The following is a 23418-nucleotide window of genomic DNA, read 5'->3' as shown; positions in this document are numbered from 1 at the left end:
GATGAACGACCACAACAACAGCATCAAACCGGAAACCGCCATGGCCACCACCACCATGACCATGATCCAGGCCCTGCGCTCGGCCATGGATGTCATGCTCGAGCGCGACGACGACGTGGTGATCTACGGCCAGGACGTCGGCTACTTCGGCGGCGTGTTCCGCTGCACCGAAGGTCTGCAGAACAAGTACGGCAAGTCGCGCGTGTTCGACGCCCCGATCTCCGAGAGCGGCATCGTCGGCACCGCGGTGGGCATGGGCGCCTATGGCCTGCGGCCGGTGGTGGAAATCCAGTTCGCCGACTACTTCTACCCGGCCTCCGACCAGATCGTCTCGGAGATGGCCCGCCTGCGCTATCGTTCGGCCGGCGAGTTCATCGCCCCGCTGACCCTGCGCATGCCTTGTGGCGGCGGCATCTACGGCGGCCAGACCCACAGCCAGAGCCCGGAAGCGATGTTCACCCAGGTCTGCGGCCTGCGCACGGTGATGCCGTCCAACCCGTATGACGCCAAGGGCCTGCTGATCGCCTCGATCGAATGCGACGACCCGGTGATCTTCCTGGAGCCCAAGCGCCTGTACAACGGCCCGTTCGATGGCCACCACGACCGCCCGGTGACCCCGTGGTCCAAGCACCCGCAAAGCGCAGTGCCGGACGGCTACTACACCGTGCCGCTGGACAAGGCGGCGATTACCCGCCCCGGCAACGATGTCACCGTGCTGACCTACGGCACCACGGTCTACGTGGCCCAGGTGGCCGCCGAGGAAACCGGTGTCGATGCCGAAGTGATCGACCTGCGCAGCCTATGGCCGCTGGACCTGGAAACCATCGTCGAGTCGGTGAAGAAGACCGGCCGCTGCGTGGTGGTGCATGAAGCCACGCGTACCTGCGGCTTCGGTGCCGAACTGGTGTCGCTGGTGCAGGAGCACTGCTTCCATCACCTCGAAGCGCCGATCGAGCGCGTCACCGGCTGGGACACCCCTTACCCGCATGCACAGGAATGGGCGTATTTCCCAGGCCCATCGCGGGTAGGCGCGGCATTGAAACGGGTCATGGAGGTCTGAATGGGCACGCACGTCATCAAGATGCCGGACATTGGCGAAGGCATCGCGCAAGTCGAGCTGGTGGAGTGGTTCGTCAAGGTCGGCGATGTGATCGCCGAAGACCAGGTGGTGGCCGATGTCATGACCGACAAGGCCACGGTGGAAATCCCTTCGCCGGTCAGCGGCAAGGTGCTGGCCCTGGGTGGCCAGCCAGGTGAAGTGATGGCGGTCGGCAGCGAGCTGATCCGCATCGAAGTGGAAGGCAGCGGCAACCATGTGGACGTGCCGCAGGCCAAGCCGGTGGAACCGCAGGCCGCAGCCGTCGTCGCCCAACCGGCGCCGCGTGTCGAAGCGCAACCGGCGGCCAGCCAGCCAGCCGCGGCTTGCAGCGCAGCGCCCATCGTGCCGCGCCAGGCCAACGAAAAACCACTGGCCTCCCCCGCCGTGCGCAAGCGCGCCCTGGATGCCGGTATCGAGCTGCGCTACGTGCATGGCAGCGGCCCGGCCGGGCGCATCCAGCACGAAGACCTCGATGCCTTCATGAGCAAGCCGCAGAGCACTGCCGGTCAAGCGCCTGGCGGTTACGCCAAACGCACGGACAGCGAGCAGGTGCCAGTGATCGGCCTGCGCCGCAAGATCGCCCAACGCATGCAGGATGCCAAACGCCGCGTGGCGCATTTCAGCTATGTCGAGGAAATCGACGTCACCGCGCTGGAGGCCCTGCGCCAGCAGCTCAACAGCAAGCACGGCGACAACCGTGGCAAGCTCACCCTGCTGCCGTTCCTGGTACGCGCACTGGTCGTGGCCTTGCGCGACTTCCCGCAGATCAACGCCACCTATGACGACGAAGCCCAGGTCATCACCCGCCACGGCGCGGTGCACGTGGGCATCGCCACCCAGGGTGACAACGGCCTGATGGTGCCGGTGCTGCGCCATGCCGAAGCCGGCAGCCTGTGGGGCAACGCCAGCGAGATTTCCCGCCTGGCGACGGCCGCGCGCAACAACAAGGCCAGCCGCGAAGAGCTGTCCGGTTCGACCATCACGCTCACCAGCCTGGGCGCCCTCGGTGGGATCGTCAGCACACCGGTGGTCAACACCCCGGAAGTGGCGATCGTCGGTGTAAACCGCATGGTCGAGCGGCCGATGGTGATCGATGGCCAGATCGTGATTCGCAAGATGATGAACCTGTCCAGCTCGTTCGACCACCGGGTGGTCGATGGCATGGATGCCGCGCTGTTCATCCAGGCCGTGCGTGGCCTGCTCGAACAACCCGCCTGCCTGTTCGTGGAGTGAGCATGGACCAGACTATCGAAACCACCCTGCTGATCATCGGTGGCGGCCCTGGCGGCTACGTGGCCGCCATCCGCGCCGGGCAGCTGGGCATTCCCACCGTGCTGGTCGAAGGCCAGGCGCTGGGTGGCACCTGCCTGAACATCGGCTGCATTCCGTCCAAGGCACTGATCCATGTGGCCGAACAGTTCCACCAGACAGCGCGCTACAGCGGCGAGTCCGAGCTGGGCATCAGCGTCTCTTCGCCGCGCCTGGACATCGGCCGCAGCGTGGCCTGGAAGGACGGCATCGTCGACCGCCTGACCACGGGTGTGGCGGCGCTGTTGAAAAAACATGGGGTCAAGGTCATCCACGGCTGGGCGAAGATCCTCGACGGCAAGCAGGTCGAGGTCGACGGCCAACGCATCCGCTGCGAGCACCTGTTGCTGGCCACCGGCTCGAACAGCGTGACGTTGCCGATGCTGCCGTTGGGCGGGCCGATCATCTCGTCCACCGAGGCCCTGGCGCCCAAGGCCCTGCCCAAGCACCTGGTGGTGGTGGGCGGCGGCTACATCGGCCTGGAGCTGGGCATCGCCTACCGCAAGCTGGGCGCTCAGGTCAGCGTGGTGGAAGCGCGCGAGCGCATCCTGCCCACCTATGACAGCGAGCTCACCGCGCCGGTGGCCGAGTCGTTGAAGAAGCTGGGCATCGCCTTGCACCTGGGGCACAGCGTCGAAGGTTATGCCGACGGTTGCCTGCTGGCCCGCGATGGCCAGGGTGCACAGTTGAGCCTGCAAGCCGACCAGGTGCTGGTGGCCGTGGGTCGCCGGCCGCGTACCCAGGGCTTCAACCTGGAATGCCTGGATTTGAAAATGAACGGCGCCGCCATTGCCATCGACCCGCGCTGCCAGACCAGCATGCGCAACGTCTGGGCGATCGGCGACGTCGCCGGCGAGCCGATGCTGGCCCACCGGGCCATGGCACAAGGCGAGATGGTCGCTGAAATCATTGCCGGCAAGACGCGGCGCTTCGAGCCGACCGCCATTGCGGCGGTGTGCTTTACCGACCCCGAGGTGGTGGTGGTTGGCCAGACACCGGAGCAGGCCAGCCAGCAAGGCCTGGACTGCATCGTTGCGCAGTTCCCGTTCGCCGCCAATGGCAGGGCCATGAGCCTGGAGTCGAAAAGCGGCTTCGTGCGGGTGGTGGCGCGGCGGGATAACCACTTGATCGTGGGCTGGCAGGCGGTGGGCGTGGCGGTTTCGGAACTGTCCACGGCCTTTGCCCAGTCACTGGAAATGGGTGCCCGGCTGGAAGATGTGGCCGGCACCATCCACGCCCATCCGACCCTGGGCGAGGCGGTACAGGAAGCGGCACTGCGCGCGCTGGGACACGCTTTGCATATCTGACACTGAAGCGGCTGTGGCCGATTTTGGCCCGCAGTGCCTGTCCGGCATCGCGGGTCTTTTTTTTTGCCCTCTATTGCCTGTCCCGGCACTGAAAGCTGCGCTGAACCTGTGGGAGCCGGCTTGCCGGCGATGAGGCCCGACCAGCCCCCACAAAGCGCCAGTCGAGTCACTCGCTGATGGCGTCCTTGCCGGCCCCCTTGGCCCGGTACAACGCCTCGTCCGCGCGCGCCAGCAGCTCATGCTGGGACTCCCCATCCTGTCGCACGACCACCCCATAGCTGAGGGACAGCGCGTATTCCTCCACAGGCTCGACCTTCGCCATCGCCCGTCGCAGCTGTGCCGCCACTTCGAGTGCCTCCGCTAGCGAGGTCTGCGGCAGGACCATGACGAACTCGTCCCCGCCCCAACGCGCCAGCAGGTCCTGCTCACGCAGGCAGCCACGCAGCGTTTCCACCACCTGGATCAACGCTGCATCCCCTCGGACATGGCCATAGCGATCATTGATCGGCTTGAAGTCATCCACATCCATGGCAATCAGGGCCAACGGCTGACGAAAACGCTGGGCGCGCTCGCATGCCTGCTGCAAGGCCTGCTCCAGGCGGTAGCGGTTAGCGACCCGAGTCAGCGCATCGCGCTCGGCCAGCTCGCGGTTCTCGTCGAGCTGGCACTGCAACTGCTGATTGACCCACGACAACTCGCGGGTGTGTTCGGCCACCAGGGTTTCCAGCGACTGGTTCTTCAGTTGAAGCTCGGCCACCAGGCGCTTGCCGGCGTCGATATTGCGGTGGGCGCCGAGCATGCGGGCCACGGTGCCATCGTCGTTACGGGCGATGATGTAGCCACGGTCCTCGACCCAAAGGTAGCTACCGTCCTGGCACAGGCAGCGGTATTCGACGAGATAGCGCTCGGCGCGCTGGTCGATGTAGGCCTCGAAATGCTCCATCACCCGCGGGTAGTCTTCCGGGTGGATGACACCCTCCCAGGTCAGCACGGTGTTGGCCATGGAATGGCTGGCGTAGCCGAGCATGCTGTACCAGCCTGAATTGCGATAGACGTAGCCGGTATTGGCGTTCCAGTCCCAGATGCCGTCGCTGATCAGCTCGAACAGCATGTGCAGCTGCTCTTCGCTGAAGCTGGCAGGTATCGGCCTTGATTCCTCACTCATCGGACGCTCTCCCTAGTGTCCAGGAACTGCGCTACGTTCGGGTAGCGCGGATATTCGCCGCAGGCGGCAGGGTTGCACCCCTGCCTGGCAAGCATATGCCTGGCAGCCCTTCACGCCAACTGCATCAGCGCTTCTTCCACCGCAGCCACACGCACCGACCCGGCAAAGTGCGCAACGATTGAGGCACTGGTTACTGTAAGCGCATGGCTTGAAGTTCGCGGGACGTTTCTTCACTCATCACCGGTAGGCCGTATAATCCCGCGCCCACCCCCTCGATGATGTTTTCTCATGAAGAAACTGCTGTACGTCGTAACCCTCGCCCTCGCCGCCATACCCAGCGCCTTCGCCACTCCCCCCGCGACTTTTACCGAAGCCAAAGTCATCGCCAAGCAGAAGGTCTACCTCGATCAGGCCAACAGCGCCATGGGCGACCTGTACTGTGGCTGCAAGTGGACCTGGGTCGGCAAGTCCGGTGGCCGCGTCGACCTCAAGTCCTGTGGCTACGAAACGCGCAAGCTGCAGACACGTGCCGAACGCACGGAATGGGAACACATCGTGCCGGCCTGGACGTTCGGCCACCAGCGCCAATGCTGGCAGAGCGGCGGGCGCGAGCACTGTGTCGACACCGACCCAACCTTCCGTGCCATGGAAGCCGACCTGTTCAACCTGTACCCCTCCGTGGGCGAAGTGAACGGTGATCGCAGCAACTTCAACTATGGCATGGTCTCGGGTGTTGCCCCCCAGTACGGCCAATGCACGACCAAGGTGGATTTCCAGCAGAAAGCCGCAGAGCCGCGTGACGAAGTGAAGGGGCTGGTGGCGCGCACCACGTTCTACATGTTCGACCGCTACCGACTGAGCATGTCTCGCCAGCAGCAACAGCTGCTCATGGCCTGGGACAAGCAGCACCCGGTGTCTGCCTGGGAAAAAGAGCGTGACCAGCGCATTGCCCGGATCATGGGGCACTCCAACCCGTTCGTCACCGGCGAACGTCACTGGACACTCGGCTACAAGCCTGCGGGCGCTGCTGACGTAGCCACCACCGCAAGCCCGAAATCGGCAGCCAAGCCAGTGCCCCAGCCTACCCTGGCGAGCGCATCGACCGAGGGTGCGATCATCGGCAACCGCAACAGCCATGTGTATCACCTTGCCAGTGGCTGCCCCGGATACAGCCAGGTGTCGCAAAAGAACCAGGTAACCTTTGACAGCGAAGCGCAAGCGCTGTCTGCCGGGTATCGCAAGGCAGGGAACTGCAAGTAACCCAGCAGCCCTGCGGCCACCGCCCCACATGGGCGGTGGCTTTCGGTGCTTCAGCGAAATTCAGAAAGATCCAGTCCCTGACCCGGCGCGCGCGCTCAAATCCACGTCGTGTATTCGAACCACACATACCAATCGACATGCTGTGCGATCTGCGATCGGCCATAGGGCGACTCGCCGCGATGCTATGGCAGCTTGAGGCAACGATGAGCAGAAATGTACTTGAAAGAGTGGCGTCCCAGGGCAGGTTCGAACTGCCAACCTTCCCCTTAGGAGGGGGATGCTCTATCCAATTGAGCTACTGAGACACAAGAACCGGCAGCGAACGCTGCACGGTAGGACGGCGAGCATGTTAACCAGCGGGCTGCCGTTTGTCAGCCTTAATCGGGCCTTTTGCACGTAGGTTTTTTCTGCCTATCAATCGATCAGCTTCTCCTCACGCAGTAGCTGGAGCAGCCCGCCCACCGCAGTAGCCAACGATCCCGAGTTGTCCAACAAGTGCACCGTCGAATCCTGGTCAAGCCGCATCCCCGCACTGCGCGCCAGGCGTTCGTCGATTTCCTGCGGCGTCTCCCGCCCTCTTGCGAGCAGGCGTTCGCGCAGTACCTCGGGCTTCACCACCAGGCATACGGCCAGCAAGTCAGGGTAACGCAGGCGCGCCTGGGGTAGATAAGCACGAGAACCATTGACCAGCACCGAATGCCCTTGCGCCAGCCACTGGTCCACTTGCGCCGGAATGCCGTATTCCAACCCATTGGCCTGCCAATGCATGGCAAATTCGCCGGCTGCACGCATCGCTTCGAAGCGCTCGGGCGTGACGCCATGGGCGGCTTCACCCTTGGCTTCGGCAGAACGGGTAATCACCCGACGGGCAATTTCCACCCCCGCTGCGGCCAGTGGCTCACGCGATTGTTCGATCAAGGAATCTTTTCCCGATCCGGAAGGTCCTATCAGAAATATCAGGCGGCCTGAGGCTTTGCCTTGGGCGCTTGCGTCATGTTGCATAGCCACTATGCTCTATGGAAGGAAACCCGCGCATTTTAGGGGTTTTCTCTACCCTTTGCTGTGTTTTACGGGTTTTTGACGGCAAGGGGCTGACGCAAGGCCGAGCCGGAATATGTAAAACTTTTCAAACCAGTACTCATTTCTGATAATTGGTACTGGCAAAAAGCCTGTATCCGGCCCACTATTTGTCACAGAATTGACGCCAAGGAAACGGCGACCATGGGCAAAAATGAGCACCAAATTTTCCTGTCGGTTGAACATTTTGTCGTCGCCACGGTCGTACCACCATCCCGTGCGGCCAATTTGAGAACCGCTTCCCCTGAACCAAAAACCGGTCAATTTATATGCGCCCAATGAAACAGGCTATTTATTCGAGCCGTACCGCTGACAAGTTCGTCGTCCGCCTGCCAGACGGGATGCGTGAGCGCATTGCCGAAGTAGCGCGCAACCATCACCGCAGCATGAACTCCGAGATCATCGCGCGCCTGGAGCAGAGCCTTATCCAGGAAGGCGCGCTGGGTGACGAGCTGAGCATGCGCCTGGACAGCCCTGAGCTGTCGCTGCACGAGCGCGAGTTGCTGCAGCGCTTCCGCCAGTTGTCCCATCGACAGCAGAACGCACTGGTGGCCCTCATCGCTCACGATGTGGAGATGGCTGCCGACGCCTCCTGAGGCTAACTCACGGCCAGCACACCCAAGGTCCTGCCCTGCAGCAGGCCTTCGACAGAAACGCCCGATGCCCCGCATCGGGCGTTTCTTTTTCCAGCACCCCTAACCCTGCACCACATGGCCTTTTCTCCCGGCAACAGAATGGACGACCCATTCGTACAGTTGCTCAGGAGAAACAGCATGCAGAACCTACAGAAAGACGCCTCGACCCTCGCCAGGGAGAAAGAAATTCTCGATGCTCTACAGCATCTCGTCGGCACTGAATACAGCACTGGGGTGAAGGACACCGTTGCTGCCGTCAGCCATTTCGAAATCGACAATGTCATTGGTCCTGACGACGCTGCAGCAATGACTTATCAGTTGTATATCCACACCGATGAGGGCCGCATGATTACTGGATTTGGTTTTACCCAGTGACTGCGGACACAAAAAAGCCAGCGTAAGCTGGCTTTTTTGTTTTGCCTGTTCCGACCCTATCGCCGGCAAGCCGGCTCCCACAGGTACGGCGCTGCGTTTGAGGGCTACTCGATACCTGTGGGAGCTGGCTTGCCAGCGATAAGGGCTGCGCAGCAGCCCCTGGCTTTTTCCTGCTTACAGCAGGAACACCGTTGCCAAGCCCAGGAAGATGAAGAAGCCGCCACTGTCGGTCACTGCCGTGATCATCACGCTGGATCCCATCGCCGGGTCGCGCCCCAGCCGCGTCAGAGTCATTGGGATCAACACGCCCATCAATGCTGCCAACAGCAGGTTCAAGGTCATCGCAGCCGTCATCACCAGGCCCAGCGACCAGCTGCCATACAACCAGAACGCCACCGCACCGATCACACCGCCCCAGATCAGGCCATTGAGCAGCGACACCGCCAGCTCCTTGCGCATCAGGCGGCTGGTGTTGCCCGGCGAGACCTGGTCCAGCGCCATGGCGCGGACGATCATGGTGATGGTCTGGTTGCCGGAGTTGCCACCAATACCCGCAACGATCGGCATCAGCGCCGCCAGTGCCACCAATTTCTCGATCGAGCCCTCGAACAGGCCGATCACCCGCGATGCGACAAAGGCCGTGATCAGGTTGATGGCAAGCCAGGCCCAACGGTTGCGCAGCGAGCGCCAGACCGAGGCGAAGATATCTTCCTCTTCGCGCAGACCGGCCATGTTGAGGACTTCGCTCTCGCTTTCCTCACGGATCAGGTCGACCATCTCGTCGATGGTCAGACGACCGATCAGGCGATCGCTCTTGTCAACCACCGGCGCCGAGACCAGGTCGTAACGCTCGAAGGCCTGGGCAGCGTCGTAGGCATCTTCCTCGGGATGGAAGGACACAGGGTCAGTCGCCATGACCTCCGCTACCTTCTTCTCCGGGTCGTTGACCAGCAGACGCTTGATCGGCAACACGCCCTTGAGGATGCCGTCATAGTCGACCACGAACAGTTTGTCGGTATGGTTAGGCAGCTCTTTCAGGCGGCGCAGGTAACGCAACACCACTTCCAGGCTGACGTCTTCGCGGATGGTGACCATCTCGAAGTCCATCAGCGCACCCACCTGCTCCTCGTCGTAGCTCAACGCCGAGCGAACACGCTCACGCTGCTGGGCATCGAGGCTCTCCATGAGCTCGTGAACCACATCACGTGGCAGCTCAGGCGCCAGGTCGGCCAGTTCGTCAGCGTCCATTTCCTTCGCCGCAGCGAGGATTTCGTGATCGTCCATGTCGGCGATCAGCGATTGGCGAACGGCGTCGGATACTTCAAGGAGAATGTCGCCGTCACGATCCGAGCGCACCAGCTGCCAGACCGTCAGACGGTCTTCCAGGGGCAAGGCTTCGAGGATGTAGGCGATGTCTGCAGGGTGCAGGTCGTCGAGCTTGCGTTGCAGCTCGACCAGATTCTGGCGGTGGACGAGGTTTTCCACCAGGTCATGGTGATGACCTTCCTGACGGTGGGTCAGGTCCTCTACCACGCGCTGGCGCTGCAGCAGTTCGACCACCTGGGCCAGGCGATCCTGCAGGCTCTCTTGCGCTTTCTTTACTTCTACTTCGGTCATAGGCGAACTCCACTCCCAGCAGCGGAGCACGCCGGGAGAATCAATCGGTCAGATCAATCTGTATGCAGCTTGTTAAGGAGTAACTACTGGGTAAGTCCATGGTGGTATTCCACAAGCCCCGGCGGGGCTGACGGGCGCAATCATACACTGCCTAAGCTGTCAGATCGCTTAAAATTTTGGCCAGAACAATCGTTTGCGCGATAAAGCTAGGACAACGCTCGAAGCCTTCAGTGCGACGGCGGGCGCGGAACAAAGAACACATCTGCCACACAAAAGAATGGCGGACCGGCTTCTTTGCAGTCTAGTCAGGCATCACCGACAAATCAGTGAAAACAGAAAACAAAAAGCCCGCTCAAATGAGCGGGCTTCTTGATGTATGGCGGACTCAGCAGGATTCGAACCTGCGACCGCTCGGTTCGTAGCCGAGTACTCTATCCAGCTGAGCTATGAGTCCGTGGTCGGTAGTTTTAGACCAGATTACCACTGGTTTGTTGAAGTGCCTTTGCAAGCAGAGCCACTTCAAAAGTGGCGGACTCAGGAGGATTCGAACCTCCGACCGCTCGGTTCGTAGCCGAGTACTCTATCCAGCTGAGCTATGAGTCCGTAGTTGGTAGTTTTAGACCAGGTTACCACTGGTTGGTTTGAAGCAGCTTCTTAAGCAAAGCCACTTCAAAAGTGGCGGACTCAGGAGGATTCGAACCTCCGACCGCTCGGTTCGTAGCCGAGTACTCTATCCAGCTGAGCTATGAGTCCGTGTCTTGCCGCGCATTATAGGCCGCTAAATCATTTTAGCAAGAACTTTTTTCGTTTAATTTCAACGACTTAGCGTTCTTACCGATTACAGCGTCCTAAGCGAATAATGGCGGTGAAGGGGGGATTCGAACCCCCGATACCCTTATGAGGTATACTCCCTTAGCAGGGGAGCGCCTTCGGCCACTCGGCCACCTCACCGCAACACGAGGCGAATATTAAACAGGCTCTTCCTCGTTTGCAACCCTTTTTTTTAAAAAAACTTCAAAAAAATTAAAGGCTTGGCTCTTCATCCTTCTCTTTCTTGATCCGCAGGTAGATTTCCTCGCGGTGAACGGCCACTTCCTTGGGCGCGCTGACGCCAATACGCACCTGGTTGCCTTTTACGCCGAGCACCGTCACGGTGATCTCGCCGTCTCCAATGATCAGGCTCTCGGCGCACCGACGAGTCAGAATCAACATAGCTTTCTCCTTACGCAAAACAATTCAGGGATAACAGTCTTGGAATGCCAGGCCCTGGCCGCGGACAACGGCACAAGACCTGGATGATCGCCACGCCGACAGGACAGGGCCTGCGTGGCGAGCAGAAACGCGAAGGGCGCGGCTTAGCCGCGCCCTTCAGGCAAAGCCTTACTCGCCCTGTCGGGCAGGGGCATCGAGCTCGAACGCGGTGTGCAGCGCGCGTACGGCCAGCTCCAGGTACTTCTCTTCGATCACTACGGAAACCTTGATCTCGGAGGTGGAGATCATCTGGATATTGATGCTCTCCTTGGCCAGGGCTTCGAACATGCGGCTGGCAACACCTGCGTGGGAGCGCATGCCAACGCCGACGATCGACACCTTGGCGATCTTGATGTCGCCGACCACTTCGCGGGCACCGATTTCACGTGCGGTGTTTTCCAGCACGGCGTGGGCCTTCTCGTACTCGTTGCGGTGTACGGTGAAGGTGAAGTCGGTGGTGTTATCGTGCGAAACGTTCTGCACGATCATGTCCACTTCGATGTTCGAAGCGCTGATCGGGCCGAGGATCTTGAAAGCGACGCCCGGGGTATCCGGCACGCCACGAATGGTCAGCTTGGCTTCATCACGGTTGAAGGCGATACCGGAAATGATCGGCTGTTCCATGGATTCCTCTTCATCAATGGTAATGAGGGTACCCGGACCCTCCTTGAAGCTGTGCAGCACGCGCAGCGGAACGTTGTACTTGCCGGCGAACTCCACCGAACGGATCTGCAGCACCTTGGAACCGAGGCTGGCCATTTCCAGCATCTCTTCGAAGGTGATCTTCTCCAGGCGGCGCGCCTGAGGCACGACACGCGGGTCGGTGGTGTAGACGCCATCGACGTCGGTGTAGATCTGGCACTCGTCAGCCTTGAGCGCAGCCGCAAGGGCCACACCGGTGGTGTCGGAGCCACCACGACCGAGGGTGGTGATGCTGCCGTGCTCGTCGACACCCTGGAAACCTGCCACCACCACCACGCGCCCGGCCTTCAGGTCGGCGCGAATTTTCTGGTCGTCTATCTGCAGGATGCGCGCCTTGTTGTGCGAGCTGTCGGTGAGAATGCGCACCTGGTTGCCGGTGTAGGACACCGCCGGCACGCCACGCTTGATCAAGGCCATGGCCAGCAAGGCAATGGTGACCTGCTCGCCGGTGGACACGATCACGTCCAGCTCACGTGGAACCGGCTGGTCGGTAATCTGCTTGGCCAGGTCGATCAGGCGATTGGTTTCTCCGCTCATGGCCGACAGCACAACCACCAGGTCGTCGCCCGCCTCACGGTGTTTCTTGACCTTGTCGGCAACCTGCTCGATCCGCTCGATGGAACCGACAGAGGTGCCGCCAAATTTCTGTACGATCAACGCCATTTCAATGGTGCCTCAGCCCATACAGGGCCCCAAAAAAACCATCCAACATGAAGGGGCGACGACTAGACCGCCGCCCCCTCATCTCAAAGTCCCTGCTCAGCGAACGGCACGGCCAGCGCCAGGGCCTGGTCCAGCGCAGCGACGTCGACGCCACCACCCTGGGCCATGTCCGGACGGCCACCGCCCTTGCCACCCACTTTTGCCGCGGCTTGTTTCATCAGGTCGCCAGCCTTGAGTTGGCTGGAGAGGTCTTTGGTCACGCCGGCCACCAGCACGACCTTGCCCTCATGCTCACTGCCCAGCAGGATCACTGCGTGGCCGAGCTTGTTCTTCAGCTGATCGACGAGGGCCAGCAGTGCCTTGCCATCCTGCCCATCCAGGCGGGCGGCGAGCACCTTGGCACCCTTGACCTCAACAGCCGCATTGGAGAGATCATCCCCGGCGGCGCTGGCGGCCTTGGCCTGCAGCTGTTCCAGCTGCTTCTCCAGCTGACGGTTGCGCTCGAGCACCGCCGACAGCTTGTCGATCAGGTTGTCACGGTTGCCCTTGACCAGCTGCGCGGCTTCCTTGACCTGCTCTTCGGCAGCGTTCAGGTAGGCCAGCGCGGCGGCACCGGTAACCGCTTCGATGCGGCGCACGCCCGAGGCCACGCCACCTTCGCTGATGATCTTGAACAGGCTGATATCGCCGGTGCGCTTGGCGTGGATACCGCCGCACAGCTCGACGGAGAAATCGCCACCCATGCTCAGCACGCGCACGGTGTCACCGTACTTCTCGCCGAACAGGGCCATGGCGCCCTTGCGCTTGGCGGTTTCGATATCGGTCAGTTCGGTTTCGACCGGGGTGTTCTTGCGCACTTCGCGGTTGACGATGTCTTCCAGGGCCTTGATCTGCTCTGGCTTGACCGCTTCGAAGTGGCTGAAGTCGAAGCGCAGGCGCTGGCTATCGACCAGCGAGCCCTTCTGCTGCACGTGATCGCCCAGCACCTGGCGCAGCGCTTCGTGCAGCAGGTGGGTGGCGGAGTGGTTCAGCGAGGTGGCGTGCTGCACCTCGGCATCGACCTTGGCTTCAACGGGCGCGCCAATGACCAGTGCGCCGCTGGCGACCACGCCGTGGTGCAGGAAGGCACCGCCAGTCTTGGTGGTGTCGCGCACATCGAAACGCACGGCGCCGGACTGCAGGTAGCCGGTGTCACCGACCTGACCACCGGATTCGGCGTAGAACGGGGTGCGATCAAGGACCACGACGCCCTCCTCGCCTTCACCCAGCTGGTCGACCGACTGGCCATCCTTGTACAGGGCGATGACCTTGCCCTGGCCTTCGGTGGCGTCGTAGCCAAGGAAGTCGGTAGCGGTGTCGACCTTGACCAGGCTGTTGTAGTCCATGCCGAAGGCGCTGGCGGAACGGGCACGCTCACGCTGGGCGTCCATCTCGCGCTCGAAGCCGGCTTCGTCGATGGTCAGCTCGCGCTCGCGGGCGATGTCTGCGGTCAGGTCCATCGGGAACCCGTAGGTGTCGTACAGCTTGAACACCACGTCGCCCGGCACCACGTCGCCTTGCAGCTGCGCCAGGTCCTGCTCGAGGATGCGCAGGCCCTGCTCCAAGGTCTTGGCGAACTGCTCTTCTTCGGCCTTGAGCACGCGCTCGATGTGCGCCTGCTGGCCCTTCAGTTCAGGGAAGGCCTCGCCCATCTCGGCCGCCAGGGCCGCGACGATCTGGTAGAAGAAGCTGCCCTTGGCGCCGAGCTTGTTGCCGTGACGGCAGGCGCGACGAATGATGCGACGCAGCACGTAGCCACGGCCTTCGTTGGACGGCAGCACGCCGTCGGCGATCAGGAAGCCGCAGGAACGGATATGGTCGGCGACTACTTTCAGCGAAGCCTGGCCGTCGTTGCTGCAGCCGATGGCCTTGGCCGCGGCAGTCAGCAGGTTCTGGAACAGGTCGATCTCGTAGTTCGAGTGCACGTGCTGCATCACCGCACTGATGCGCTCCAGGCCCATGCCGGTGTCCACCGACGGCGCTGGCAGCGGGTGCAGCACGCCATCGGCCGTGCGGTTGAACTGCATGAAGACGTTGTTCCAGATCTCGATGTAGCGGTCGCCGTCTTCTTCCGGCGAGCCGGGTGGGCCGCCCCAGATGTCGGCGCCGTGGTCGTAGAAGATCTCGGTGCACGGGCCGCACGGGCCGGTGTCGCCCATGGTCCAGAAGTTGTCGGAGGCGTACGGAGCGCCTTTGTTGTCACCGATGCGCACCATGCGCTCGGCCGGCACGCCGACTTCCTTGGTCCAGATGTCGTAGGCTTCGTCGTCGCTGGCGTAGACGGTGACCCAGAGCTTTTCCTTGGGCAGGTTCAGCCACTGCTCGGAGGTCAGGAAGTTCCAGGCGAAGGTGATCGCATCGCGCTTGAAATAGTCGCCGAAGCTGAAGTTGCCCAGCATTTCGAAGAAGGTGTGGTGACGCGCGGTGTAACCGACGTTTTCCAGGTCGTTGTGCTTGCCGCCGGCGCGCACGCATTTCTGGCTGCTGACGGCGCGCGTGTACGCACGCTTCTCTGCACCGAGGAAGCAGTCCTTGAACTGGTTCATGCCTGCGTTGGTGAACAGCAGGGTCGGGTCGTTGTTCGGGATCAGCGAACTGGAGGCGACTCGGGTGTGTCCCTGCTCTTCGAAGAAGCGAAGGAAGGCTTCACGGATTTCTGCGCTTTTCATAGGTTCTTCCACGGAAACGGCGGCCCTTGGGGCAAACGCGTCGACGAAACGACGGCAAAGGGCCGCATTATATCGGTCCTGCAGTCTCGGTGCAGTGTGTTTATGCGATAGAAAGCGTCGAACGGATGGCTTTTCAGCTCATGCAAACGAAAAAGACATTACCGGATGCTAAATGGTGGCTTTTGCCGCTGGCAAGCCTATTACCGCCCAAGGGAAGGGAAAATGGAACAGACGGTGAATTCAGTTCGTTCAAGGGGTGGATTGGGATCCAATTGCGCCTGTTCGGGCCCTATCGCCGGCGAGCCGGCTCCCACAGGTACGGCGCCGCCCTCAGGCTCCGCACTCTTCCTGTGGGAGCCGGCTTGCCGGCGATAGGACCCCAGAAATCAACCCAGCCGCTGGCCCGAGTCCGGCACGATGAGAATCCCGGCGCGCAGCCCATTCTTGACCCGGGGATTGGGGAAGATGATCCGCGCCCCCTCCTCCTCGACCACCCAGCGCATTTCCGCCAGGTCCTCGGCCAGCAGGTAGCCCTTGCTCAGCTCGGAGAAGTTCTCGATATCCGCCGGCAGGTGCAGGTGGAAGCTGTCGCTGTGCTTGATGATCTCACGGGCGACACTGAACAGCTTCAGCCCATCCAGCGATTCATCGATTTCGGGCTCGGTGTCCTCGATGATGCGGATCAGCCGCTCTTCGAGCTTGTCGAGGTTGACCTGCTCGTTCTGCCCGAACGGTCGCGCCTTGCCCAGCTCCAGGGTAAACGCCTCGGCATCGAGTTGTTCATAGGTGAAGGCACTGAAGGTGATCGACGACTTGCTCTGCAGCAGCACCGCCTCCATGCCGGCCGCCGCCAGGCGAGCCAGCTCGCGGCGAGAATGCTTGCGCCCCTCTTTATAGGGGTACAGGGCGAACTGCTCGATCTTCGAACCACGAATCGCGGTGTGCAAGTCGTAATGCAGTCGGGTGCGCTCAGGCTTGCTGAAGAACACCCGGGCGAACTGTTCGAGCTCCGCCGCCCTCAATGCCTCGAAACCACTGGACAGCTCATGGCGGCCGTTGAACAGGCGGTTGATGTCCTGCTCGATGAAGCGCTCGCCCTTGCGGATCGCCACCGGGTTGCCGAACAGGAACAGAAGCCGTGCACGCGGCTTGATCTTGCCGTTTGCCACACCATGCAGCAGCCGTTCGAGCAGTTCGATCGGCGCGGTCTCGTTACCATGGATACCGGCCGAGAGCAGCAGGTCCAGCCCGCAATCCTCGCCTTCCGGCGGACGCACTTCCAGTGCGCCCTCCCCCAGCCAGCGCAAACGCACGCCCTTGGGTGTCACTTGGGTCTTCTCGGCCGGCTCGTGATCGGTCAGGGTCAGCTCAAGCAGTTTGCCAAGGGCGAGCATAGGCACTTCCTTAGTGGTGGTGGCCGCAATCGGGGCCATGGACGTGGTCGTCGCCTTCGTCGACTTCCGCCGGTTCCATCTCCAGCTGCAGGCTGACCAGGTTGGTGGCCATCGGGCGCAGCAGCAGGTTGGCGTACTCGGCGGCGTCTTCCTCGACGTCCACGCCGATCAGCAGCTGGCCGCGGCCATCCTGCTGAATCCACACTTCCTTGCCTTGCCAGACTACGGCAAAGCGGGTGCAGGAGGTTTCCAGCTGGGTGCCGTCGGTGTCTTCGAGGATCAGGCGCATGGCGTCGGTCATTACAGGTTCTCTCTTCAAGGTTGGCGTTGGAACGGATAGACCGAACCCAACTTCAGGATCTGGGTCAACTCATCCAGCGCGGTACGGCATTCCACCAGCAACTGCGGATCGGCAAGGTCCGCTTCGCCAAGGCGGTCGCGGTAGTGCTTGTCGACCCACTGCAGCAGCGTGTCGTACAGCGGGGCGGTCATGATAACGCCTGGATTGACCGCTGCCAGTTCCGATTCCTTCAATGCCACGCGCAAGCGCAGGCAAGCCGGGCCACCGCCGTTCTGCATGCTCTGCTTGAGGTCGAACACCTTGACCTCCTGTACTGCGCCACCCTGGGCGGTCAGCTGGTTCAAGTACGTCCAGACCCGCTCGTTGTTGCGGCACTCTTCCGGCACCACCAGCAGCATGGAGCCGTCGTCGCGGCTGAGCAGCTGGCTGTTGAACAGGTAGGAACGCACCGCATCCTCTACCGTCACTGCCGCACGTGGCACGCGGACGGCCTGGAAACGGCCGCCCTTGCTGGCCAGTTTAGCCTGTAGTTGGCCAAGCACCGCGTCGGTCTCGAGGAAGGCGTCTTCGTGGTAGAACAGCACCTCGCCGTTGCCCACCGCAATCACATCGTTATGGAACACACCCTGGTCGATCACCGCCGGGTTCTGTTGAGCGTAGACCACACCGTCGTCGCTCAGGCCATGCAGCCGCGCCACGGCCTGGGAGGCCTCCAGGGTCTGGCGCGCCGGGTATTTCTGTGGCGCGGGGTAGCGGCTGTCGAAAGCGCTGCGGCCATAGACGAAAAACTCGACGCCCGCCTCGCCATAGCGGCGGCAGAAGCGCGTGTGGTTGGCGGCGCCCTCGTCGCCGAACTGCGCCACGGCGGGCAGTGCCGGGTGATGGGCAAAGTGCTTGTCGTCGTTGAACATGGCCGCCAGCACGCGGCTGGTGGTCGGGTGCTCGATGCTGCGGTGGTACTTGCAGTTGAGGTTGGCGGCAGTGAAATGCACGCGACCATCGGCGGTGTCGGCGCTGGGGCTGACGGTGGCGGCATTGGCCACCCACATGCTCGACGCCGAGCAACTGGCGACCAGCAGAGGCATGGCCTCCTTGGCCGCACGCTGAATCACTTCGGCATCGCTTCCAGCAAAGCCCAAGCGGCGCAGCGCAGCCACGTCCGGGCGCTCCTGGGGTGCCAGCACGCCCTGCTGGAAGCCCATGTCGGCCAGCGCTTTCATCTTCGCCAGGCCCTGACGCGCCGCTTCACGCGGGTTGGAGGCCTGCTGGCTGTTGCTCTGCGAAGCCACGTTACCGTAGGACAGGCCGCCGTAGTTGTGGGTAGGCCCCACCAGGCCATCAAAATTCACTTCATAGGATTTCATCGGCAAGGCTCCGTGACCTGTTGTTATAGGGTGACGCCCGGCGTCAGGGACGCCGGCAAGGCAAGGCTGGCGGTCTCCAGCGAAGCCACGGGGTAAGCGCAGTAATCGGCCGCGTAGTAGGCACTTGCCCGATGATTGCCGCTGGCGCCCACGCCACCGAACGGCGCGCTGCTGGCGGCACCGGTCAGTTGCTTGTTCCAGTTGACGATGCCGGCGCGACTGCGCAGCCAGAAGTACTGGTAGCGGGCACGGGAATCGGACAGCAGGCCAGCGGCCAGGCCGTACTGGGTATTGTTGGCTTCGTCGATGGCGGCGTCGAAGTCGGCGTAGCGGATCACCTGCAACAGCGGGCCGAAGAACTCTTCATCGCGGCGCTCGGCCACACCGGTGACATCGAGGATGCCCGGTGTCAGCAGCGCGGCATTCGCCTGCGGCTGGGTCAGCGGCAACAACGCCACGGCGCCCTTGCCGAGCAGTTCGGTCTGGGCCGCCACCAAGGCCTGCGCAGCCTGCAGCGAGATCACCGCCCCCATGAATGGCGCAGGCTGCTGGTCGAACGCACCGACCGTGAGGGTTTTGCTCACCTCGACCAGGCGCGCGATCAGCGCATCACCCCAGGCACCGTCTGGCACCAGCAGCCGCCGGGCGCAGGTGCAGCGCTGGCCAGCAGAGATGAAAGCCGACTGGATGATGGTGTACACCGCCGCGTCCAGGTCCTTGACCTCATCGACCACCAGCGGATTGTTGCCGCCCATTTCCAGGGCCAGGATCTTGTCCGGGCGCCCGGCGAACTGCTGGTGCAACAGGTTGCCGGTACGGCTGGAGCCGGTGAAGAACAACCCATCGATACCGGGGTTGGCAGCCAGTGCCACGCCGGTTTCGCGGGCGCCCTGGACCAGGTTCAGCACACCGGCCGGCAGGCCGGCGGCGATCCAGCAATTGACGGTCAGCTCGGCAACCTTGGGGGTCAGCTCGCTGGGTTTGAATACCACGCAGTTGCCTGCCAGCAGCGCGGGCACGATATGGCCGTTGGGCAGATGGCCGGGGAAGTTGTAGGGCCCGAATACGGCCACCACACCATGGGGCTTGTGGCGCAACACCGCCGTGGCATCGGCCAGCGGCCCGCTTTTTTCACCCGTGCGCTCGCGGTAGCTCTGCACCGAGATCGCCACCTTGTTGACCATGCTGGTGACTTCGGTTGCCGACTCCCACAGTGGCTTGCCGGTTTCCTCGCCAATGCAATGGGCCAACGCTTCGGCATGCTGCTTGAGCTGTTCGGCGAACTTTTCCAGCACGTCGATACGCGCTTCCAGGCTCAACTGCGCCCAGGCCGGGAAGGCCTGGCGAGCCGCCTGCACGGCGGCCTCGACCTGGCTGGCAGCGGCGCCCTGCCCTTGCCAGACGACGGCTTGGGTTACCGGATTGAGTGACTGCAGGGGTTCACCCTGGCCGGCCTGCCAGGTGCCGGCGATGTAATGCGTGGTCATTTACTGGGCCTCCCGGCTTGCCGACAGCGGCACGGCGCGCACGTTGTCGCCTGCGCCCATGCGCAGGCGCTTGGCAGTCAACGGGTCGACCACCAGGGTGCCGGCGGCCAGGCGCGCAGGCGCAGCGGTGATGCGGCAGTCGTCGCGCTTGCGGTTATGGATGATGTAAGGGGTAGCGTCATCGCCTGGCGTGCCAATCGCCAGCACCAGGGTCTGGCTCTCGCGCACGGCGCGAATCTTCGAGGTTTCGCATTCGATGGCAGGGCCGGCGTCGAAGATGTCGACGTACCCCTGGTAGCTGAAGCCTTCCTGCTTGAGCATGGCCAGCGCAGGCTCGGTGTCGGTGTGCACACGGCCGATGACACTGCGCGCCGCCTCCGAGAGGAAGCAGGTGTACAACGGGAACTTGGGCATCAGCTCGGCAATGAACGACTTGTTGCCCACGCCGGTGAGGTAGTCCGCCTGGCTGAACTCCATCTTGAAGAAGTGCCGGCCGAGGCTTTCCCAGAACGGCGAGTGCCCATGTTCGTCGGACATGCCGCGCATCTCGGCGATGATCTTGTTGCCGAACAGTTCCGGGAACTCGGCAATGAACAGCATGCGCGCCCGCGACAGCAGGCGGCCATTGAGGCCGGAACGGTGATCGCCGCGCAGGAACAGCGAGCACAGCTCGGAGTTGCCGGTGAGGTCGTTGGCCAGGAACAGGGTCGGGATCTCGCGGTAGATGCCCAGCTCCTGGGAAGCGCTGACCGTCAGGCCGACCCGGTAGTTGTACCAGGGCTCGCGCAGGCCGACAGCGCCGGCGATGGCGCTGATGCCGACCACCAGGCCTTCGTCGTTCTCCATCACGAACAGGTAGTCGGTGTCGCCACGCTCGGCTTCGCCACGGAAGCTCTTCTCGGCCCAGCCGACGCGATGCCCGAGGCGTTCCTCGTTGGCCGGCAAGGTGGTCAGCCCGGTGGTGCCGGTGCTGCGAGCCAATTCGATCAGCGCGGGTAAATCGCTGCTGCGTACAGGACGAACGATCATGCTATCTCCTTGTGCGGCAGCGAGCGCTGCCGCAAAACTCTGTTCCCAGGCTTCAGACCGCGACCAGGCGCACGCTGGCGCCCTCGCCCACACCCAGCGCATCGGCCGCTTCGGCGCTCAGGCCGACCGGCTTGCCCGGCACCCAGTCCAGCTCCAGCAGCACCGCGCGGTAGTCCTGCAGCTGGCCATTGCACACCAGGTACTGACGCCCGCCCTTGGCCGGCGCCTCTTCAAGCTTGACCGGCACCACACGGCTCTGGGCGATCGAGCGAATACCCGAAGCCCGTGCGTGCAAGGTCGGCCCGCCGTCGAAGATGTCGATGTAGTGCTCGGTCTCGAAACCTTCGCGCATGAGAATGTCGAAGGTGATCTGCGCACGCGGATGGACCTGGCCCATGGCCTCCTGCGCAGCATCGGGCAGCAGTGGCACGTAGATCGGGTAGTGCGGCATCAGCTCGGCGAGGAACGTGCGGCTCTTCAGGCCGCACAGGCGCTCGGCGTGGGCGTAGTTGAGGTCGAAGAAGTTGCGGCCGATGGCGTCCCAGAACGGCGACTCGCCCTGCTCGTCGCTGTAGCCGACGATCTCGGTGACCACCGACTCGGCAAAACGCTCCGGGTGCGAAGCCATGAACAGCAGGCGTCCGCGCGAGTTGAGCTCGGCCCAGCCGCTGTCGACCAGCTCGGGCAGCACATAGAAGCTGGTCAGCAGGCTGTTGCCGGTGAGGTCGTGGCACAGCGACAGGACGTGGATCTTGTTGTGGATCTTCAGCTCGCGCGAGGCGTGCACGAAGGTTTCGTTACGGAAGCTGTAGAACGGCTCGGAATAGCCGGCCGAGGCGACGATGGCCGAGCAACCGGCGAGCTTGCCGGTGGCGCTGTCCTCGAGCACGAAGAAGTAGCTCTCCTCGCCGTTGAAGCTGACTTCGGCAGCGAACGATGTTTCCGAGGCGGCGATCTTGTCGCCCAGACGGGCAGCGTCGTCCGGCAGCGAGGTGACACCAACGGGGCTGTCCGCAGCCATGCGCTGCACTTCGTTCAGATCAGCCATTTGCGCGGGGCGCATCACCAGCATGGTGTCACTCCTTTGGAAAAACTGGCCGTGCACGACGGCGCGAAAAAACGGCGGGCGCCTGCAAGCACGCACCCGCTGTGGAAATCGGGGTTCGCCGGCGCCACCAGGTGCCGGCGAGAATCGCAGGCGAATCAGCCCTTGATCAGGTTGCCCACGGCACGCTCGAAGCGGTCCAGGCCTTCATCGATGTCGGCGTCTTCGACCACCAGGCTCGGCGCGAAGCGCACCACGTCCGGGCCAGCCTGAAGCACCATCACACCTTCTTTCTCGGCGGCGTTGAGGATGTCCTTGGCCTTGCCCATCCAGGCATCGCTCAGCACACAACCGATCAGCAGGCCGACACCGCGCACCTGGGTGAACAGGCCGGTCTGCTGGCCGATCTTTTCCAGGCGAGTCTTGAAGCGCTCGTGCTTGGCCTTGATACCGGCCAGGGTCTCTGGGGTGTTGATCACGTCCAGTACGGCGCAAGCCACGGCGCAGCCCAGCGGGTTGCCACCATAGGTGGTGCCGTGGGTACCGACGGCCAGGTGCTTGGCGATTTCGCTGGTGGTGAGCATGGCACCGATCGGGAAACCACCGCCCAGGCTCTTGGCGCTGGTGAGGATGTCCGGGGTCACGCCGTAGTGCTGGTAGGCATACAGCGAGCCGGTACGGCCGACACCGGTCTGCACTTCGTCGAAGATCAGCAGCGCATTGTGTTCGTCACACAGTTTGCGGGCGCCTTCCAGGTAGGCCTTGTCGGCCGGCACCACGCCGCTCTCGCCCTGGATCGGTTCGATCACCACGGCGCAGGTCTTGTCGGAAATCTGCGCTTTCAGCGCTTCCAGGTCGTTGTACGGCACATGGCTGATGCCGGTGATCTTCGGGCCGAAACCGTCGGAGTACTTCGGTTGGCCACCGACGCTGACGGTGAACAGGGTGCGGCCGTGGAAGCTGTTCACGGTGGCGATGATTTCGTGCTTGTCCGGGCCGAAGCGGTCATGGGCCACGCGACGGGCCAGCTTGAAGGCGGCCTCGTTGGATTCGGCGCCGGAGTTGCAGAAGAAGGCACGCTCGGCAAAGGTGGCGTCGACCAGCTTGTGCGCCAGACGCAGGGCCGGCTCGTTGGTGAAGACGTTGGATACGTGCCAGAGGGTATTGGCCTGTTCGGTCAGGGCCTTGACCAGCGCCGGGTGGCAATGGCCCAGGGCGTTCACCGCGATGCCGCCGGCAAAGTCGATGAGCTCGCGCCCCGACTGGTCCCACACGCGGGAGCCCTCGCCTCGCACAGGAATGAAGGCCGCCGGAGAATAGTTGGGAACCATGACCTGGTCGAAATCGGCACGTTGCACCGGGGCTTGCTCAACGGACATCTGAGTCTCCTGAAGAGGAACGCTGGCCTGAAAATGGCGAGCGATGGGGGGATTGTAAGGACTGATCCGCGCCTGTCCTTGCGGCCAAGCGACAACTTGTTACAGCGCAAAACCCAGTTTTAGCCAGGCTTTCGGCAATGCGACAAACACTGTCGCAATCGCGCAGTGTAACGGCAGCGGGGGGCTGGGTGAACGGGTGTTCACATTCAATTGGAGGGGGCTGCGGGGTGTTGGGCGCAGATTTTGCGGCGC

At 62.7% G+C, this 23418-nt stretch carries 19 protein-coding genes and 5 tRNA genes; 6 read left to right on the top strand and 18 right to left on the bottom strand.

The features are described from left to right. Position 1 precedes the first annotated feature (1 nt). From PMI38_RS21330 to lpdA, 3 genes are read left to right on the top strand one after another with little or no spacing between them, the layout of a single operon-like run. A complete protein-coding gene (locus tag PMI38_RS21330; protein ID WP_008098685.1) occupies positions 2 to 1060 on the top strand; it encodes an alpha-ketoacid dehydrogenase subunit beta in 1059 nt (352 codons plus the stop codon). Continuing rightward, positions 1061 to 2332 carry a dihydrolipoamide acetyltransferase family protein gene (locus PMI38_RS21325; RefSeq protein WP_008098683.1) on the top strand — a complete coding sequence of 424 codons (1272 nt, stop codon included), beginning with the start codon at positions 1061 to 1063 and terminating at the stop codon, positions 2330 to 2332. A gap of 2 nt (positions 2333 to 2334) precedes the next feature. Continuing rightward, positions 2335 to 3714: a dihydrolipoyl dehydrogenase gene (lpdA, locus tag PMI38_RS21320; RefSeq protein WP_008098681.1), complete on the top strand. Its 1380-nt coding sequence runs from the start codon at positions 2335 to 2337 to the stop codon at positions 3712 to 3714. Between the two features lie 166 nt (positions 3715 to 3880). Here the strand turns inward: lpdA and PMI38_RS21315 are convergent, their stop codons facing one another. Beyond that, positions 3881 to 4879 (bottom strand): sensor domain-containing diguanylate cyclase, encoded by a 999-nt coding sequence (locus tag PMI38_RS21315; protein WP_008098679.1) that lies wholly within the window; start codon positions 4877 to 4879, stop codon positions 3881 to 3883. Between the two features lie 288 nt (positions 4880 to 5167). On the opposite strand from PMI38_RS21315, the gene PMI38_RS21310 reads away from it, so the two are divergent. Beyond that, positions 5168 to 6139 carry an endonuclease gene (locus PMI38_RS21310; protein WP_008098677.1) on the top strand — a complete coding sequence of 324 codons (972 nt, stop codon included), beginning with the start codon at positions 5168 to 5170 and terminating at the stop codon, positions 6137 to 6139. Between the two features lie 228 nt (positions 6140 to 6367). Here the strand turns inward: PMI38_RS21310 and PMI38_RS21305 are convergent. Together PMI38_RS21305 and phnN are read right to left on the bottom strand one after the other, a co-directional pair. Beyond that, positions 6368 to 6444: transfer RNA gene (locus PMI38_RS21305), tRNA-Arg, on the bottom strand. Between the two features lie 109 nt (positions 6445 to 6553). Further along, positions 6554 to 7141 carry a phosphonate metabolism protein/1,5-bisphosphokinase (PRPP-forming) PhnN gene (phnN, locus tag PMI38_RS21300; RefSeq protein WP_008098676.1) on the bottom strand — a complete coding sequence of 196 codons (588 nt, stop codon included), beginning with the start codon at positions 7139 to 7141 and terminating at the stop codon, positions 6554 to 6556. A 344-nt stretch (positions 7142 to 7485) separates the two neighbouring features. On the opposite strand from phnN, the gene PMI38_RS21295 reads away from it, so the two are divergent. Next, a complete protein-coding gene (locus PMI38_RS21295; RefSeq protein ID WP_003254499.1) occupies positions 7486 to 7812 on the top strand; it encodes an Arc family DNA-binding protein in 327 nt (108 codons plus the stop codon). Between the two features lie 177 nt (positions 7813 to 7989). After that, positions 7990 to 8226 carry a hypothetical protein gene (locus PMI38_RS21290; RefSeq protein WP_008098672.1) on the top strand — a complete coding sequence of 79 codons (237 nt, stop codon included), beginning with the start codon at positions 7990 to 7992 and terminating at the stop codon, positions 8224 to 8226. Positions 8227 to 8400: 174 nt separating this feature from the next. Here PMI38_RS21290 and mgtE read toward each other — a convergent pair whose 3' ends face one another. From mgtE to PMI38_RS21215, 15 genes are all read right to left on the bottom strand, one after another. Continuing rightward, on the bottom strand, positions 8401 to 9843 hold the full coding sequence (mgtE, locus tag PMI38_RS21285; protein WP_008098671.1) for a magnesium transporter: 1443 nt from the start codon (positions 9841 to 9843) through the stop codon (positions 8401 to 8403). A 377-nt stretch (positions 9844 to 10220) separates the two neighbouring features. Next, positions 10221 to 10297: transfer RNA gene (locus tag PMI38_RS21280), tRNA-Arg, on the bottom strand. Positions 10298 to 10369: 72 nt separating this feature from the next. Continuing rightward, a tRNA-Arg gene (locus PMI38_RS21275) sits at positions 10370 to 10446 on the bottom strand. Between the two features lie 73 nt (positions 10447 to 10519). After that, positions 10520 to 10596 (bottom strand) — tRNA-Arg (locus PMI38_RS21270). A gap of 107 nt (positions 10597 to 10703) precedes the next feature. After that, positions 10704 to 10794, bottom strand: a tRNA-Ser gene (locus PMI38_RS21265). A 72-nt stretch (positions 10795 to 10866) separates the two neighbouring features. Next, positions 10867 to 11055, bottom strand: coding sequence for a carbon storage regulator CsrA (gene csrA, locus PMI38_RS21260; RefSeq protein ID WP_003254503.1), 189 nt, complete (start codon positions 11053 to 11055; stop codon positions 10867 to 10869). Positions 11056 to 11223: 168 nt separating this feature from the next. Then, a complete protein-coding gene (locus tag PMI38_RS21255) occupies positions 11224 to 12459 on the bottom strand; it encodes an aspartate kinase (protein ID WP_008098658.1) in 1236 nt (411 codons plus the stop codon). Between the two features lie 83 nt (positions 12460 to 12542). Beyond that, the gene (gene alaS / locus PMI38_RS21250) at positions 12543 to 15167 is read right to left on the bottom strand and encodes an alanine--tRNA ligase (protein ID WP_008098656.1); all 2625 of its coding nucleotides are present in this window, start codon (positions 15165 to 15167) and stop codon (positions 12543 to 12545) included. 386 nt (positions 15168 to 15553) lie between these two features. After that, the gene (gene astE, locus PMI38_RS21245; RefSeq protein ID WP_008098654.1) at positions 15554 to 16561 is read right to left on the bottom strand and encodes a succinylglutamate desuccinylase; all 1008 of its coding nucleotides are present in this window, start codon (positions 16559 to 16561) and stop codon (positions 15554 to 15556) included. 10 nt (positions 16562 to 16571) lie between these two features. Further along, complete coding sequence (locus PMI38_RS21240; protein WP_008098652.1) at positions 16572 to 16862, bottom strand: hypothetical protein; 291 nt, start codon at positions 16860 to 16862, stop codon at positions 16572 to 16574. Between the two features lie 14 nt (positions 16863 to 16876). Further along, positions 16877 to 18226 carry an N-succinylarginine dihydrolase gene (gene astB / locus PMI38_RS21235; RefSeq protein ID WP_008098650.1) on the bottom strand — a complete coding sequence of 450 codons (1350 nt, stop codon included), beginning with the start codon at positions 18224 to 18226 and terminating at the stop codon, positions 16877 to 16879. 23 nt (positions 18227 to 18249) lie between these two features. Then, positions 18250 to 19713, bottom strand: a complete 1464-nt coding sequence (gene astD / locus PMI38_RS21230; RefSeq protein ID WP_008098649.1) for a succinylglutamate-semialdehyde dehydrogenase — start codon at positions 19711 to 19713, stop codon at positions 18250 to 18252. Beyond that, positions 19714 to 20742: an arginine N-succinyltransferase gene (gene astA, locus PMI38_RS21225; RefSeq protein WP_008098647.1), complete on the bottom strand. Its 1029-nt coding sequence runs from the start codon at positions 20740 to 20742 to the stop codon at positions 19714 to 19716. A gap of 52 nt (positions 20743 to 20794) precedes the next feature. After that, a complete protein-coding gene (gene aruF / locus PMI38_RS21220) occupies positions 20795 to 21814 on the bottom strand; it encodes an arginine/ornithine succinyltransferase subunit alpha (protein WP_008098644.1) in 1020 nt (339 codons plus the stop codon). Positions 21815 to 21945: 131 nt separating this feature from the next. Beyond that, a complete protein-coding gene (locus PMI38_RS21215) occupies positions 21946 to 23166 on the bottom strand; it encodes an aspartate aminotransferase family protein (protein WP_008098642.1) in 1221 nt (406 codons plus the stop codon). Positions 23167 to 23418: the final 252 nt, after the last annotated feature.

Source organism: Pseudomonas sp. GM84, assembly GCF_000282535.1.
Lineage (GTDB): Bacteria > Pseudomonadota > Gammaproteobacteria > Pseudomonadales > Pseudomonadaceae > Aquipseudomonas.
The sequence above is the reverse complement of the archived record's forward strand: the minus strand, read 5'-3'. Positions and strand labels throughout refer to the sequence as shown.